Origin of the sequence: Mycetohabitans sp. B3, from assembly GCF_021498065.1 — a bacterium.
Classification (GTDB): Bacteria; Pseudomonadota; Gammaproteobacteria; order Burkholderiales; family Burkholderiaceae; genus Mycetohabitans.
Window position 1 is genome coordinate 284,690 of sequence record NZ_JAHLKN010000039.1, and the last position, 12,884, is coordinate 297,573.

At 63.1% G+C, this 12,884-nt stretch carries 12 protein-coding genes and 1 pseudogene; 6 read left to right on the forward strand and 7 right to left on the reverse strand.

Annotation, left to right across the window (positions count from 1 at the left end):
- The first annotated feature begins 75 nt into the window (after positions 1-75).
- Positions 76-933 (forward strand): M48 family metallopeptidase, encoded by an 858-nt coding sequence (locus KQH55_RS13650; RefSeq protein WP_235091373.1) that lies wholly within the window; start codon positions 76-78, stop codon positions 931-933.
- A 44-nt stretch (positions 934-977) separates the two neighbouring features.
- On the opposite strand, the gene KQH55_RS13655 is transcribed toward KQH55_RS13650, so the two are convergent.
- The 5 genes and pseudogenes from KQH55_RS13655 to gatC all read right to left on the reverse strand — a co-directional run bounded on the left by KQH55_RS13655 (position 978) and on the right by gatC (position 5,263).
- Positions 978-1,766: an exodeoxyribonuclease III gene (locus tag KQH55_RS13655; protein ID WP_076785896.1), complete on the reverse strand. Its 789-nt coding sequence runs from the start codon at positions 1,764-1,766 to the stop codon at positions 978-980.
- Between the two features lie 64 nt (positions 1,767-1,830).
- A pseudogene (locus tag KQH55_RS13660) lies at positions 1,831-1,977 on the reverse strand (polyphosphate kinase 2 family protein); the annotation flags it as partial.
- Positions 1,976-3,451 (reverse strand): Asp-tRNA(Asn)/Glu-tRNA(Gln) amidotransferase subunit GatB, encoded by a 1,476-nt coding sequence (gene gatB / locus KQH55_RS13665; protein WP_235091477.1) that lies wholly within the window; start codon positions 3,449-3,451, stop codon positions 1,976-1,978. The pseudogene KQH55_RS13660 and the gene gatB, both read right to left, overlap by 2 nt.
- A complete protein-coding gene (gene gatA / locus KQH55_RS13670; RefSeq protein ID WP_076785895.1) occupies positions 3,448-4,941 on the reverse strand; it encodes an Asp-tRNA(Asn)/Glu-tRNA(Gln) amidotransferase subunit GatA in 1,494 nt (497 codons plus the stop codon). Before gatA ends, gatB begins: the two co-directional genes overlap by 4 nt.
- Positions 4,942-4,963: 22 nt before the next feature.
- Positions 4,964-5,263 (reverse strand): Asp-tRNA(Asn)/Glu-tRNA(Gln) amidotransferase subunit GatC, encoded by a 300-nt coding sequence (gene gatC, locus KQH55_RS13675; protein ID WP_076785894.1) that lies wholly within the window; start codon positions 5,261-5,263, stop codon positions 4,964-4,966.
- A gap of 336 nt (positions 5,264-5,599) precedes the next feature.
- On the opposite strand from gatC, the gene KQH55_RS13680 reads away from it, so the two are divergent.
- Genes KQH55_RS13680 through rodA form a run of 5 tightly spaced genes read left to right on the forward strand, consistent with a single transcriptional unit; the run spans position 5,600 to position 11,730 of the window.
- Positions 5,600-6,643 (forward strand): rod shape-determining protein, encoded by a 1,044-nt coding sequence (locus KQH55_RS13680; protein WP_076785893.1) that lies wholly within the window; start codon positions 5,600-5,602, stop codon positions 6,641-6,643.
- A 35-nt stretch (positions 6,644-6,678) separates the two neighbouring features.
- Positions 6,679-7,695, forward strand: coding sequence for a rod shape-determining protein MreC (gene mreC, locus KQH55_RS13685; RefSeq protein WP_235091374.1), 1,017 nt, complete (start codon positions 6,679-6,681; stop codon positions 7,693-7,695).
- Positions 7,692-8,204 (forward strand): rod shape-determining protein MreD, encoded by a 513-nt coding sequence (gene mreD, locus KQH55_RS13690; protein ID WP_076785892.1) that lies wholly within the window; start codon positions 7,692-7,694, stop codon positions 8,202-8,204. The genes mreC and mreD overlap by 4 nt, the downstream gene beginning before the upstream one ends.
- A 17-nt stretch (positions 8,205-8,221) precedes the next feature.
- Positions 8,222-10,573 (forward strand): penicillin-binding protein 2, encoded by a 2,352-nt coding sequence (mrdA, locus tag KQH55_RS13695; protein WP_235091375.1) that lies wholly within the window; start codon positions 8,222-8,224, stop codon positions 10,571-10,573.
- A gap of 8 nt (positions 10,574-10,581) precedes the next feature.
- Entirely contained in the window at positions 10,582-11,730 is a 1,149-nt protein-coding gene (gene rodA, locus KQH55_RS13700) for a rod shape-determining protein RodA (RefSeq protein WP_076796599.1), read from the forward strand.
- Between the two features lie 33 nt (positions 11,731-11,763).
- Here the strand turns inward: rodA and queD are convergent, their stop codons facing one another.
- Both queD and queE read right to left on the reverse strand, forming a co-directional pair.
- Complete coding sequence (queD, locus tag KQH55_RS13705) at positions 11,764-12,210, reverse strand: 6-carboxytetrahydropterin synthase QueD (protein ID WP_076785890.1); 447 nt, start codon at positions 12,208-12,210, stop codon at positions 11,764-11,766.
- Positions 12,211-12,228: 18 nt separating this feature from the next.
- Entirely contained in the window at positions 12,229-12,870 is a 642-nt protein-coding gene (queE, locus tag KQH55_RS13710; RefSeq protein ID WP_104076420.1) for a 7-carboxy-7-deazaguanine synthase, read from the reverse strand.
- Positions 12,871-12,884 lie beyond the last annotated feature (14 nt).

A 12,884-nucleotide genomic window follows, 5' to 3' on the forward strand; every position in this document is an offset into this window, starting at 1 on the left:
TGGCGTCCTGGACGCGCTCGGTGCCCGCGGCCGCCTCGGGCAGGCGTCCTGGCGCTCGCCAGACGACTGGCTGGCGTGGCGCTGCTGATCGGCGGTGCCATCGCGCCGCCGTCCGGCGCGCAGCCGAGGACCGGCAACGCCGGGTCATATGATCCGGCTCAGGCGGTGCGCTTCGGCAACGCGGCGGCGTTCCGCCACCTGATTTCGCCGTCAATGCTTGAACAACAGGCCAGCGGCGAATACCGGCAATGGGTGCACAGCGCCCAGCAGCGAGGACAATTGCTGCCCGATGGCGACCCGCAGGTCAAACGGGTTCGCGCGATTCTGCAAAGGCTCATCCCGTATGCGCTGAAATGGAATGAACGCGCGAAACGGTGGCAATGGGAAGCCTATGTGGTACGCTCGCCGCACATGATGATCCGCTGCCTGCCCGGCGGCAAACTGCTGATCAACAGCGCGCTACTCACGCGTCTGCGCCCGAACGACAATGAACTGGCGATGCTGATGGGCCACATGGTGGCTCACGCGTTGCGCGAACACGCGCGCGAACGCCTGGGCCGGCAACAGGCCACGCAATTGGGCGCCGGCACGATCCCGCAGTTGTTTGGGCTGGCCGATCTCGGGTCCACGCCGCTGGACATCGGCACGCACCTCGCGCACTTACGCTACGATGCAGCCGACGAGACTGAGGCTGACGTGATCGGCGATGAGATCGCATCGCGCGCCGGTTTTGACCCAAGAGCCGCGCTGACGGTATGGAGCCGGGCCGCCGCCCTGCCGGGCGCCAGCAAGACGAGTTTCATCGCGGCCCATCCGATGACGCCGCAGCGCGCCGCTGACCTGCGCAAGCGATTGTCCGACATGCTGCCACTGTATGCAAAGGCGCTCGGCACGACTACCGACGCATTGCCGCGCTACCGACACAACCGTTAAGCCACGTGGCGACGCCGCAGCGGACGCGACGAGCGCCGGCCATGTCACGCCGCGCGGCGGCGCAGCGTGTAGTCATAGTCGATTGTTAGCGGCGCGTGATCACTGAACTTAATATCGCGGAAGATCGACGTGCGCCTGGCCGTCGAGGCAATACCGGCTGTCGCGATCTGGTAGTCGATTCGCCACCCGACGTTTTTCGCATAGGCTTGGCCGCGGTTGCTCCACCACGTGTACTGCTCGGGCCGCGGATCCAGCGTGCGAAAGACGTCCACATAGCCAAGCTCGTCGAATACCTTGCTTAACCATGCGCGCTCTTCGGGCAAGCACCCGGAGTTTTTCTGGTTGCCTTTCCAATTCTTGATGTCGATTTCCTTGTGCACGATGTTGACGTCGCCGCAGAAAATCACTTCGCGCTCGCGCCGAAGCTCGTCCAGGTGCACATAGAAATCATCCATGAAGCGGTACTTGACCGCCTGCCGCTCCTCGCCGCTCGAACCCGACGGCACATAGACCGACACCAGCGACAGGTCGCCGTAGCGCAGCTCGACATAGCGTCCCTCGTGGTCGAACGCCTTGCTGCCGAAGCCGGCGATGAACTCGTCCGGTTCATGCCTCGTATAGAGCCCGGCGCCGCTGTACCCCTTCTTCTGCGCATGCTGGAAATAGCCGGTGAAGCCGTGCGGCGCGAGGAATTCGGGCGTCATGTCATCCTGCGAGCACTTGATTTCCTGCACGCAGACGATGTCGGCGTTCTGTTTGCCGAACCAGTCGAAAAAGCCTTTCTTCGCGGCGGAACGTATGCCGTTCAGATTGGCGGTGATGACTCGCAGCATGGTGTGTTGTTTCCTTGTTGACGGATGATCGTGGAAGCTGGCGGCACGCGCCAGCCTCTACGGATTACTTGACAACGATACCGTTGAGCGAGGCCTTGGCCGGTGGATAACGCAGGTCCAACCCCGCCAGCCGCCGCAACAATAGCTCGGCGACCATCAGGTTGCGATGAGTCTTCGAGTCCGCTGGCACGATGTACCAGCGCGCACGATCAGGACAGCTTTTTCTTTAACAGCTCGTTGACCTGCTGCGGGTTGGCCCGCCCCTTCGTGGCCTTCATCGCCTGACCGACCAGCGCGTTGAATGCCTTGTCCTTGCCCGCGCGGTATTCGTCGACGGACTTCGGATTGGCGGCAAGCACCTCGTCCAGAATCGCCTCGAGCGCGCCGCTGTCGGAGATCTGCTTGAGTCCCTTGGCGTCGATGATGCGGTCTGCCGCCGTGTCGTCGGTGGCCTTCTCGTCCCAGATCGCGCCAAAAATCTCCTTGCCGATCTTGTTCGAGATCGTACCGTCAGCGATCCGCACGAGAACTAGCGCCAATTGCGCGGCCGATACCGGCGACTGCCCGATGTCCAGCCCATCGCGGTTCAGCTGCGACGCAAGCTCGCCCATTACCCAGTTCGCCGCCATCTTCGCATTCGCAACGCCCACCTTGGACACCACTGCCTCGTAGTACGCGGCAAGCGCCTGTGACGTTGTGAGCACACCCGCGTCATAGCCGGGCAAGCCGTACTGTTCGGCAAAGCGACGCTTCATCGCGTCCGGCAATTCCGGCAGCGCGCGGCGGACCTCGGTGATCCACTCGCTGTCGATCACGAGCGGCATCAGGTCCGGGTCAGGGAAGTAGCGATAGTCATGCGCGTCTTCCTTGCTGCGCATCGAGCGCGTCTCGCCACGGTCCGGGTCGTACAGCCGGGTTTCCTGCACAACGGTGCCACCGTCCTCGATCAGCTCGATCTGGCGGCGCACCTCGTATTGGATCGCCTCTTCCAGAAAGCGGAACGAGTTTAAGTTCTTGATTTCGGCGCGTGTGCCCAATGCCTGCTCGCCGAGCCGGCGCACCGACACGTTCGCGTCGCAGCGAAACGAGCCTTCCTGCATGTTCCCGTCGCAAATACCTAGCCAGACGACCAGCGAATGCAACGCCTTTGCATAAGCCACCGCCTCGGCGGCGCTGCGCATGTCCGGCTCGGTCACAATCTCTAGCAGCGGTGTGCCAGCGCGGTTCAGGTCGATGCCGGTCATCCCGGCGAAATCCTCGTGCAACGACTTGCCGGCGTCCTCCTCCAAGTGCGCTCGAGTCAATCTGATCGTCTTCTCGTACGCATCGCGGCCAGCCTTTTCGTTCGCCTCCACCTGGATCGTGATCGAGCCGCCTTGCACAACCGGCAACTCGTACTGACTGATCTGGTAGCCCTTGGGCAAATCCGGATAGAAGTAATTCTTGCGCGCAAACACGCTGCGCGGCGCGATCGTCGCGCCGATCGCCAACCCGAAGCGTATAGCCCGCTCGACGGCGCCCCGGTTTGCGATGGGCAGCGCCCCGGGCAAGGCCAAATCAACTGCGCAGGCCTGCGTGTTCGGCTCGGCACCGAACCGCGTCGAGGCCCCGGAAAAAATCTTCGACTGGGTCGACAGCTGCGCGTGTGTCTCCAGCCCGATTACCACTTCCCACTGCATAGTCAGACTCCCGCGGGCACTTGCCGATGCCAATCGGTGACGCGTTGGAACGCATCGGCGACTTGCAGCATCCGCGCTTCGTTGAAATAGTTGCCGATGATCTGTAGGCCGACCGGCCGCGCCGCATGGGCGCCAGTGCCAAAGCCGCATGGCACGCTCATGCCCGGCAATCCGGCTAGGCTCGTGGACAGCGTATAGATGTCCGCCAGATACATCTGCAGCGGATCGTCGGCCTTCTCGCCCAGGTTCCACGCGACGCTCGGCGACACCGGGCCCATGATCATGTCGCATTGCTCGAACGCGTTCTGGAAGTCCTGCGCGATGATCCGACGAATCTTTTGGGCCTGCAGGTAGTACGCGTCGTAGTAGCCGTGTGACAGTACGTACGTGCCGACTAGGATGCGGCGCTTGACCTCGGCGCCAAAGCCCTCCGAGCGTGTCTTCTTATACATGTCGAGCAGGTCGCGGTACTCGGCCGCGCGATGGCCGTAGCGCACGCCGTCAAAACGTGACAAATTCGACGACGCCTCGGCCGGCGCGATCACATAGTAGACTGGGATCGACAGCTCCGTCTTAGGCAGCGATACGTCCACCAGTGTCGCGCCAAGTTCCTCGTATTGCCGCAGTGCCGCATCGATCGCCGCGCGCACGTCGCCCGACAGCCCCGCGCCGAAGTACTCGCGCGGCAACCCGATGCGCAGCCCGGCGAGCGGGCGGCCGGCGAGCGCGCCGGCATCCTGCCACGGCTTGCCAAGCCAGCGCGTGTAGTCTTCCGCGTCGCGTGGCAAGCTCGTCGAATCGCGCGGGTCAAAACCGCTCATTGCACCTAGCACGAGCGCGCAATCGGCGGCCGAGCGCGCCATCGGCCCTCCCTGGTCGAGCGACGACGCGAACGCGATCATCCCGTAGCGGGAGACGCGGCCGTAGGTCGGCTTGATGCCGGTAATCCCAGTCAGCGACGCCGGCTGGCGAATCGAGCCGCCGGTGTCGGTGCCGGTGGCCACCGGCGCCAGTGCAGCGGCCACCGCCGCGGCCGAGCCGCCCGACGAGCCGCCCGGCACCGTATTCCGGTCCCACGGGTTGCGTACCGGGCCGAAGAACGAATTCTCGTTGGACGAGCCCATCGCGAACTCGTCCATGTTGGTCTTGCCCAGCGTGACCATGCCCGCCGCCGTCAGCCGCTCGACGACCGTCGCGTCGAACGGACTCACGTAGTCGGCCAGCATCCGGGAGCCGGCGCTGGACTTCCAGCCGCGGGTCACGAATACATCCTTGTGCGCAACCGGCAGGCCAAGCAGCGGCCCACGCTCGCCGCGCGCGAGCCGCTGGTCGGCCGCGCGCGCCGCGTCCAGCGTCAGTGGCGGATTCACGTCGATGAACGCGTTCAGCTCGCGTGCGGCCTCGATACGCTGCAGGAAGTGCTGCGCAAGCTCGAGCGCCGATACCTGCTTTGTATCGAGCGCGGCGCGCAATTCAGTAAGGCTTTTCTGATGCATCGTGCGGTTTTCCTGCGTCGCGTTATTCGATCACTTGCGGTACCAGATACAGGCCGTCCTGCACCGCCGGCGCGCAGCGCTGGTTGTCCTCGCGCCGCACGTGCTCGGTCACGGCGTCCTCGCGCAGCCTCAGCGCGACGTCCTCGATCTGCTCGATCGGATGCGCGAGTGGCGCGATGCTAGTCGTGTCCACAGCCTGCATCTGCTCGACCAGGCCAAAAAACTGGTTCAATTGCTCGAGTATGGGCTCGGCCTCGCGTTGCCCGAGCTCGATGCGCGCCAGGTGCGCAATGCGGTTTACGTCAGTGGGGGTCAAGGCCATGCGGTCACCAAGAATGGAGGGGGAAAAGCGGGCAAAAACGTCCCCCGCTTTTCTTCGAATGAGCTGGAATTATAAGGTATCATTACGCGTTCGCCCTAAACCCGGCCGGCCTTACCGTCATCTTTCAGCAATGTCCTCCGCACGCGCATACTCCCGCGGCTGCGGCATTCGCGTTGCCCAGATGCGTGCACCGCCTGCGCCGGTAAAATTTTTGTTCCCGCAGCTTCGTGACTGCGCGGCGGCCGCCTTCCGGACCTCTGCCGAAGCTGTTGTTTTACCCGCCGCCGGCGCATACGCACATTTCCCGCGACCGGCATCCGCGAGACAGGATTTTTAATGTTCGGTTTTCTCCGCAGCTATTTCTCGAACGATCTGGCGATTGATCTAGGCACCGCCAACACACTGATCTACATGCGCGGCAAGGGTATCGTGCTCGACGAGCCGTCGGTTGTATCAATCCGCCAAGAAGGCGGGCCCAACGGAAAAAAGACGATCCAGGCCGTGGGCAGAGAAGCTAAGCAGATGCTCGGCAAGGTGCCGGGCAACATTGAGGCGATCCGCCCGATGAAGGATGGCGTGATCGCCGACTTCCGCGTCACCGAGCAGATGATCAAGCAGTTCATCAAGACCGCGCACGAATCGAGAATGTTCTCGCCGTCGCCGCGAATCATCATCTGCGTGCCGTGCGGCTCGACACAGGTCGAGCGCCGGGCAATCCGTGAAGCCGCGCTCGGCGCCGGCGCATCGCAAGTCTACCTGATCGAGGAACCGATGGCCGCGGCGATTGGCGCCGGCCTGCCAGTGTCGGAGGCGACCGGCTCGATGGTCGTGGACATCGGCGGCGGCACCACCGAAGTGGGCGTGATTTCGCTCGGCGGCATCGTATATAAGGGCTCGGTACGGGTCGGCGGCGACAAGTTCGATGAAGCGATCGTCAACTACATCCGCCGCAACTACGGCATGTTGATCGGCGAGCAGACCGCCGAGGCGATCAAGAAGGAGATTGGCTCGGCGTTCCCCGGCTCCGAAGTGAAAGAAATGGAGGTCAAGGGCCGTAACCTGTCCGAAGGGATCCCGCGCAGCTTCACGATCTCGAGCAACGAGATCTTGGAAGCGCTAACGGACCCGTTGAACCAGATCGTCTCGTCGGTCAAGATCGCCCTGGAACAGACGCCGCCGGAACTGGGCGCCGATATCGCCGAGCGCGGCATGATGCTGACCGGCGGCGGCGCACTGCTGCGCGACCTGGATCGGCTGCTCGCGGAGGAAACGGGGCTGCCGGTGCTGGTAGCCGAGGATCCGCTCACGTGCGTGGTGCGCGGCTCCGGCATGGCGCTCGAGCGGATGGACAAGCTCGGCAGCATCTTCTCGTACGAATGATCCGGCTGAAGTAAATGCGGTTTCGGGCGTCGACCATGGAATACAGTCCGCCGCCCCTGTTCAAGCAAGGTCCTTCGGCGCTCGCGCGTCTGTTCACGTTTGTCGGTCTCGCGCTCGTACTGTTGATTACCGACGCGCGTTTCCAAACGCTCGAAGTCGTGCGCGAAGTGATCGGCACGGGGCTCTATCCTTTACAACGCGCGGCGCTGGTGCCACGCGATCTGATCGTCGGCGGCACCGACCTATTCGTCACGATCCATTCGTTGCGCAGCGAGAACCAGACGCTGCGCGACAAGAACCTGCAGTTGTCGGTACGTGCGTCGCAAGCGGCCCAACTGCTGGCCGAGAATGAACATCTGCGCCGGCTGCTGCAGTTACAGCAGCATTCAACGATACAGACAACGCCCACCGAGATTCAGTACGACACGCGCGACCCGTTCACGCAGAAGGTCATCATCGCCGGCGGCAGCCAGCAGGATGTGCAGGCAGGCGCACCGGTGGTGAACGAAAAAGGCGTAATCGGGCAAGTCACACGCGTCTTCCCGTTGCAATCTGAGGTCACGCTGCTGACCGACAAGGACCAGGCGGTGCCAGTGCAGGTGGTACGCACCGGCATTCGCAGCGTCATCTACGGCACCCCTAAGGGCGACGTACTGGATCTAAGGTTCGTGCCGACCAGCGCTGATGTGAAGACCGGCGACGAACTGGTGACAAATGGGCTGGACGGCGTCTACCCGCCGGGACTGCCGGTGGCCAAGGTTATTCGCGTCGACCGCCAAGCGGACACCACATTCGCCCGGGTGGTCTGCGAGCCGCTCGCGCCGGTGCGGGGCGCCCGCCAGTTGTTGGTACTGCGCTACGATGCGCGCACGCCGCCGCATCCCACCGACACGGACACCGGCGCGGCCAAGGATGCCGGCAAGGCAAAGGCCAGGAAAGGCGCGAGGGCAGCCGCCGGCAAGAACGCCGCGACACCGGCTGCGACGGGCACCGGCTCGCCGGCATTATCTGCCCGAGCCGCGTCGGCCACGGTAACCAGAGCACGGCAATGAATCGACCTCATCACATCTTGCTGCCGGTCAATCCGTACTTCATTGCCTTCAGCCTGGCCGCGGCGTTTTTTTTGAATCTGCTGCCATGGGGCAAGTGGATCGGCGTGCCCGATTTCGTCGCGATCGTGCTGCTGTTTTGGAACGTGCATCAACCGCGCAAGGTCGGCATGGGCATCGCGTTCCTGCTTGGGCTGCTAATCGACGTGCACGATGCGAGCCTATTCGGCGAGCACGCGCTCGCCTACACACTGCTGTCGTACGGGGCAATCATGGTGCACCGGCGCGTGCTGTGGCTATCGCTGGGTGCGCAGGTCTTCGTCGTGATGCCGCTGCTGATGCTCGCGCAGGCCGTGCCGTTCGCGATTCGGCTGATTGCCGGCGGTGCATTCCCGGGCTGGGGCTACTTGCTGGACGGCTTCGTCGGCGCGCTGCTGTGGCCGGTTGCCAGCGTGCTACTGCTGTTGCCGCAGAAACGCGCGGCCGACCACGACGACACGCGACCGATTTGACCGGGGCCCGCTCGCAGATGACGCAGTTCAACCATCCCCGGCAGGCACTGGCGCGCTTCAAGCTTCGTGTGGCCGCCGCGGGCGTGTTCGTGCTCGCGTGCTTCGCGCTGATCGGCTGTCGCTTTCTGTATCTGCAAGTCTGGAACTACAACAAATACTCGCTTCAGGCTAACGAAAATCGCATCTCGGTCGCGCCGATCGTGCCGAATCGCGGCATCATCATCGACCGCAACGGCGTGGTGCTTGCGAAGAACTACTCGGCCTACACGTTGGAGATCACGCCATCGAAGATCGACGGCACACTGGATGAGGTCATCGAGCAGCTGTCGGACGTGGTCAATATCGATGCGCGCGACCGCCGCCGCTTCAAGAAACTGCAGGAGGACTCGAAAAACTTTGAGAGTCTACCGATTCGCACGCGATTGACCGACGACGAAGTGGCCCGCTTCACCGCGCAGCGCTATCGGTTTCCGGGTGTGGAAGTGCGCGCGCGGCTGTTCCGGCAATACCCGCTCGGTACGACCGCGGCGCACGTGATCGGCTACATCGGCCGTATTTCACAGCGCGACCAGGAGCGCATCGACGCGGCCAGCGAAAAAAACGACAGTGACCCGGAACACTACGATCCGCGACTCGATGCGAACAACTACAATGGCACCGACTATATCGGCAAGATCGGCGTCGAACAGAGCTACGAGACCGAGTTGCACGGCGTGACGGGCTTCGAAGAAGTCGAGGTGACCGCGGGTGGCCGCCCGGTGCGCACGCTGTCACGCACCCAGGCCAAGCCCGGCAACAATCTGCGGCTGTCACTCGATATCGGCCTGCAGCAAAGCGCGGAACAGGCATTTGCAGGCAAGCGCGGCGCGCTGGTCGCCATCGAACCGTCGACGGGCGACGTGCTTGCGTTCGTGTCGTCGCCCAGCTTCAATCCAAACCTGTTCGTCGATGGCATCGATCAGCCAACCTGGGACGAGTTGAATACGTCACCCGACCGGCCGCTGCTGAACCGGCCGCTACGCGGCACCTATCCGCCTGGCTCGACATACAAGCCGTTCATGGCGCTGGCCGCGCTCGCCACGCACAAGCGTACGCCGAATTGGGGCTTCCAGGATCCTGGCTCGTACACGTTCGGCGGCCACACATTCCGCAACGACGTGCCACAGGGACAGGGCTGGGTCGACATGTACCGTTCGATCGTCGTGTCCAACGACACGTATTACTACATGCTCGCGCACGATCTGGGCGTCAACACGATTGCGAGTTTTATGAAGCAGTGGGGGTTCGGCCAGCAGACCGGCATCGACGTCGAGGGCGAAGCACGCGGTGTGCTGCCGTCCACCGACTGGAAGAAACGCGCCTATCGCAAGCCCGAGCAGCAGCGCTGGTACGAAGGCGAGACGATCAGTCTCGGCATCGGCCAAGGTTACAATTCGTATACGATCCTGCAACTCGCGCACGCTGTCGCGACGCTGGCGAACAACGGTGTGGTCATGAAACCTCACTTGGTCAAGGATGTCGAGAACCCGATCACGCGCGAATTCCGGCTGACGGTGCCCAAATCCAGTGGCCGCATCCAAGGCATCACGCAGGCGGACCTCGACGTCGTCAAGCACGCGATGAAAAACGTGATGGACAGCCCGTCAGGCACCGCGTACAAAATCTTTGGTAACGCACCCTATACGTCGGCCGGCAAGACTGGTACGGCGCAGGTGTTTTCGCTGCAGGGCCAGAAATACCGTGCGCATGCGCTGGCCGAGCACCTGCGTGACCACGCGCTGTTCATCGCTTTCGCGCCGGTCGAGCGCCCGCAGATCGCGCTCGCATTGATCGTCGAGAATGGCGGCTGGGGAGCCCGGGCGGCCGGCCCAATTGCCCGCAAAGTGCTTGACTATTACCTGATCGACCGCGTCAAGCCCGGTGCCGAAGCCGCCTCCGTCGCGATGGCAGCGTCGGCGACCGACCTCGGCGGCACGCCGGTGATCGGCGGCGCGCAAACCCCAATACAAGCCGCGCTGCCGGCGTCGGTGGTCAGCAGCAGCGCCGCCTTCGCGCCACAGGCGGCATCGAACCCGGCCGTCGCAGCGGCGGTGACGTCTGCGTCGGTGCTCGCGGATGCGGCGCGCAAGAGTACTCGCAGCGATCCGCCACGCGGCGCTGTGGGCGCTGTGGGCGCGTCAGCGGCAGGCGCCGCGGGCGGTGGTACCGCCACCCCGGACACCGGCAGCGGCGACGATATGCCCCCCGCCCAACAACCGATACCCGGTCCATACGAGCCCCCGTCGGAACAGGGGCCGCGTGCGCCGGCCGACACGCCAGCCACGTTGAATCGATCCGGGGGCGCGCATGGCGCTACCCCGGCGCACTAGGAGTCGCCATGCCCATCGAGCCTCGCGTGCTGATTGGACGCGCAAAACGGATGTTCGCCGGCTTCGACAAGCCACTTGCGTTGATCGTCTTCTTGTTGCTATGCGTGGGTCTGCTTACGCTGTACAGCGCCAGCATGGACGTACCCAGACGCGTCGAGGACCAGGTCCGCAATATCTTGCTCACGTTCGTGCTGATGTGGGCGATCGCGAACGTACCGCCGCAGACGCTGATGCGTTTTGCCGTGCCCGCCTACTCGTTCGGCGTGGCACTGCTCATCGCCGTGGCGCTGTTCGGCTTGACTAAGAAAGGCGCCAAACGTTGGATCAATGTCGGCGTCGTGATTCAGCCATCTGAAATCCTGAAAATCGCCATGCCGCTGATGCTCGCGTGGTACTACCAGCGACGCGAGGGCGTGATACGGTGGTACGACTACCTGATCGGCCTGATCATCCTGGCAGTGCCGGTCGGGCTGATCGCCAAACAGCCCGACTTGGGTACTGCGATCCTGGTGCTGTCCACGGGACTGTTCGTGATCTACTTCGCGGGCTTGAGTTTCAAGCTAATCGTGCCGCTGTTGCTGGCGCTGGTGATCGGCGTCGGCTCATTGATCGCAACCGAGGACCGGATTTGTCAGCCGGACGTGCAATGGGTTCTGCTGCACGACTACCAGAAGCACCGCGTCTGCACGCTGCTCGATCCGAGTTCAGACCCGCTTGGCAAAGGATTTCATACGATTCAGGCGGTCATCGCGATCGGCTCCGGCGGGGCCTTCGGCAAAGGCTGGCTCAAGGGAACGCAGGCGCACCTGGAGTTCATTCCGGAAAAACATACGGACTTCATTTTCGCCGTGTTCTCCGAAGAGTTCGGTCTAGCCGGCGGGCTCATGCTGCTGTTCCTGTACCTGCTGCTCGTCGCGCGTGGCCTGTACATCGCGGCCAACGGCGCCACGCTGTTCGGCCGATTGCTGGCCGGGGCGCTGGCGCTGTCCTTCTTCATGTACGCATTCGTTAATATCGGCATGGTCAGCGGTATTCTGCCCGTAGTAGGCGTACCGCTGCCATTCATGAGCTACGGCGGCACCGCGCTGATCACATTGGGCATCGCGACCGGGATGATCATGAGCGTGGCGCGACAAAAACGCCTGATGCAAAGCTGACGACGGCGCGTCGGTGCCCGGCCCTGGCGGCGTTCAGTCGCGGCTGATATCGGCCCAGCAGTTGGGCGTCTCGTACAGGCGTACGTTGGCCAGCCGCAGGTTGATGCCGTAATGCGCATCATAGACGTGGGCCAGGATCTCGAACGCCTTAGCAGCCAAATTCTCGACAGTCGGGATCCGGTCCAGCACGACCGTCTTGTGCTCGGGCAGCGTATCGAGGAAAGAACGGACCATCACATCCTGCTCATAGACGATGAACGCGTGATCCCACACGTTCACCAAGTGCTCCATCGCCAGCCGCTTCACGTCGGCAAAGTCCATCACCATGCCGCGATCCGGCGCGCCTTCCGTATCGACGAGTTCGCCTTGCAAGGTGATTTCCAGCACATACCGATGGCCGTGCAGGTTCCTGCACTGGCTGCGGTGATCCGGGATACGGTGGCCTGCGTCGAATGCGAGTTTGCGCGTGATAGTCAGCACGGTGGTCCAGCGCCTGGTTCAGGGAATATTCAAGTACTTATGCGTCTGCATCGACAGGCGCCATTGGGGATGCCGCTTGCACCAATCCACGGCCAGCTTCGTGTTCAGTTCGCGCGATGGACCATCCATCGGTTGCACGAGAAAGTGCTCGAAATCCAGCCGCGCGTATTCCGACAACTGCTGGTTGTCCTGCGGGATCACAACCTTCAGTTCGTTGCCGCGCGTCACCACGAGGGACGAACCAGCCTTCGGGCTTACGCAGACCCAATCGATGCCGGGAAGCACCGGCAGGGTGCCGTTGGTCTCGATCGCGATGACAAATCGTTCACGGTGCAGCGCGTCGATCAACGCCGCATCGAGCTGCAACATCGGCTCGCCGCCGGTACAAACGACAAAACGGTATTGTGCCGCAACCTCGCCAGGCGGCCACAGCGATGCGATCTTCGCCACCAGCGCATCGGCATCGCGATATTTGCCGCCGTTCTCACCGTCGGTGCCGACAAAATCGGTATCGCAAAAGCGGCACACCGCATCCGCGCGGTCCTGTTCGCGGCCCGACCACAGGTTGCAACCCGCAAAGCGGCAAAACACCGCCGGTCGACCGGCATTGGCGCCCTCTCCCTGCAACGTGTAGAAGATTTCTTTGACCGCGTACGTCATTTCACTGCCTGCCC

Coding starts and splice junctions, on each gene's coding strand:
- KQH55_RS13680 (WP_076785893.1), top strand. CDS start 5,600: ATGTTCGGTTTTCTCCGCAGCTATTTCTCGAACGATCTGGCGATTGAT.
- queE (WP_104076420.1), bottom strand. CDS start 12,870: ATGACGTACGCGGTCAAAGAAATCTTCTACACGTTGCAGGGAGAGGGC.
- mrdA (WP_235091375.1), top strand. CDS start 8,222: ATGACGCAGTTCAACCATCCCCGGCAGGCACTGGCGCGCTTCAAGCTT.
- mreC (WP_235091374.1), top strand. CDS start 6,679: ATGGAATACAGTCCGCCGCCCCTGTTCAAGCAAGGTCCTTCGGCGCTC.
- mreD (WP_076785892.1), top strand. CDS start 7,692: ATGAATCGACCTCATCACATCTTGCTGCCGGTCAATCCGTACTTCATT.
- rodA (WP_076796599.1), top strand. CDS start 10,582: ATGCCCATCGAGCCTCGCGTGCTGATTGGACGCGCAAAACGGATGTTC.
- gatA (WP_076785895.1), bottom strand. CDS start 4,941: ATGCATCAGAAAAGCCTTACTGAATTGCGCGCCGCGCTCGATACAAAG.
- KQH55_RS13655 (WP_076785896.1), bottom strand. CDS start 1,766: ATGCTGCGAGTCATCACCGCCAATCTGAACGGCATACGTTCCGCCGCG.
- gatC (WP_076785894.1), bottom strand. CDS start 5,263: ATGGCCTTGACCCCCACTGACGTAAACCGCATTGCGCACCTGGCGCGC.